Here is a 2,249-nt window from a genome sequence, read left to right on the forward strand (position 1 = left end):
TTGATTTATTTATTTGTTTTTAAAAGATCTCGAATTTCTGTAAGTAATACCGTATTTGTATCAATTTCTTCTTCTGGTTCTTCTTTTCTTATAATTGTATTGGCAATCTTAACAAAGATAAATAATGCAAAAGCAACGATAATAAAATCAATAATTGACTGAATGAAAAGACCATACTTAATGCCCCAAATCTGCCAATCTTTAGCAAAATCGACCGAACCGAACAGTTTACCAATCAATGGCATGATAATATAAGTTACTAAGGATGATACAATTTTATTAAATGCTGCCCCCATAACTACAGCAATTGCTAAATCTAAAACATTTCCTTTAAATGCAAACTCTTTAAATTCTTTTAGCATAGTAATCTCCTATTTATTTGATTTTTATATAATATATCATACAAAACATAAATAAATTAGTAAATATTAAAATTAATGAAATTTGATTAAGATTAAAATGTTTGTTATTATATTAAAGTAGTTTACCGAAAAATTAATTAATTATTTTTATAATTAATTGTGTATTTTTCATTTTGAAAAAATTTAATATTAAGATGAAGGGAGTTATATTAGTTATGAATTCTTCTTCTGAATCAAGTAAGAAAGGAAAGAAATTTTCGCCGGTATTTATTTATAGTGCGATTATCGTAGCGATTATTGTACTAATTGGGGCAATTGTACCGGAACAATTCGATTCAATTACTAGTTCAATAAGTGGATGGATTACTGATAAACTTGGTTGGTATTATTTAATACTTACAACTATTATTGTTTTCTTCTGTGTCTTTTTAATTTTCAGTCCAATTGGGAAATTAAAACTTGGCAAACCTGATGATAAACCAGAGTTTAATACGATTTCATGGTTTGCCATGCTATTTAGTGCAGGTATGGGTATTGGTTTAGTATTCTATGGTGCAGCAGAACCTATGTCACACTTTGCAGCACCACCAACTGCTAGTCCAAAAACGACAGAAGCCTTTACTGAATCACTTCGTTCTACTTTCTTCCATTGGGGATTTCATGCTTGGGCAGTTTATGGTGTCGTAGCTCTTGCCTTAGCATACGCTCAATTTAGAAAAGATGAACCAGGACTTGTTTCTAGAACATTACGCCCATTGCTTGGAGATAAAGTAGAAGGACCTATTGGTACGATTATTGATGTACTTTCAGTATTCGCTACAGTAGTAGGGGTAGCTGTATCATTAGGTATGGGTGCATTACAAATTAACGGTGGTTTAAATTACTTATTTGGTGTCCCAAATAATGTATGGGTTCAATCACTTATTATTGTTGTTGTTACAATTTTATTTATTATTAGTGCTTGGTCTGGTCTAAGTAAAGGAATTCAATATTTAAGTAATGCTAATATTGGTTTAGGTACAATATTAATGATTGTTGCTTTAATTGTTGGACCGACTGTATTAATTTTGAACATGTTTACAAGTTCAATTGGTAGTTTGTTCAATACATTCTTATTCAACAGTTTTGATACAGCAGCATTAAATTCTCAAAAAAGAGAATGGATGTCTTCTTGGACACTATATTATTGGGGCTGGTGGTTAAGCTGGAGCCCATTCGTAGGTGTATTTATTGCACGTGTGTCTAAAGGACGTTCAATTCGTGAATTTATTTCAGGTGTATTACTTGTTCCGGCTCTAGTAAGTTTCTTATGGTTCAGTGTGTTTGGCGTATTAGGTATTGAAATGGGTAAAAAACATTCTGAGCTATTCAAGATGTCAGCAGAAACGCAACTCTTTGGCGTATTTAATCATTTACCTTTAGGAATGATTTTATCACTTGTTGCACTTATATTAATCGGTTCATTCTTTATTACATCAGCCGATTCAGCAACATTTGTATTAGGTATGCAAACAACATATGGCTCATTAGAACCATCTAACGTGGTAAAAGTAACATGGGGTATTGCACAATCTCTTATTGCCTTCATCTTACTCTTAGCAGGTGGTGGAGATGGCGCAGAAGCATTAGGCGCACTACAAAGTGCTGCAATTATTAGTGCATTACCATTCTCCTTTGTGGTCATACTAATGATGATTAGTTTCTATAAAGATGCTAACCAAGAACGCAAATTCTTAGGATTAACATTACAGCCTAATAAACATAGACTAAAAGAATATATTGAATATCAACAAAAAGACTATGAATCTGATATATTAGAAAAACGTCAAAATCGACGTAATGCAGAGAAAGCAGAACAATAATTAAAAAAAACGCCTAAGACAACTT

General features: G+C 31.8%; 2 protein-coding genes. One reads left to right on the top strand and one right to left on the bottom strand.

Translation table 11 applies throughout. The features are described 5' to 3' along the window. Positions 1–5: 5 nt before the first annotated feature. Positions 6–362, bottom strand: coding sequence for a large conductance mechanosensitive channel protein MscL (gene mscL, locus NR218_RS12595; RefSeq protein WP_017174669.1), 357 nt, complete (start codon positions 360–362; stop codon positions 6–8). Between the two features lie 215 nt (positions 363–577). Between mscL and NR218_RS12600 the strand changes: the two genes are divergently transcribed. Continuing rightward, positions 578–2,224: a glycine betaine uptake BCCT transporter gene (locus tag NR218_RS12600; RefSeq protein WP_017174670.1), complete on the top strand. Its 1,647-nt coding sequence runs from the start codon at positions 578–580 to the stop codon at positions 2,222–2,224. Positions 2,225–2,249 lie beyond the last annotated feature (25 nt).

The organism is Staphylococcus sp. SUC_1.2 (genome assembly GCF_026222585.1).

Bases quoted from the DNA above. Each gene is read 5' to 3' on its own strand.
- mscL (WP_017174669.1), bottom strand. From the start codon at position 362: ATGCTAAAAGAATTTAAAGAGTTTGCATTTAAAGGAAATGTTTTAGAT.
- NR218_RS12600 (WP_017174670.1), top strand. From the start codon at position 578: ATGAATTCTTCTTCTGAATCAAGTAAGAAAGGAAAGAAATTTTCGCCG.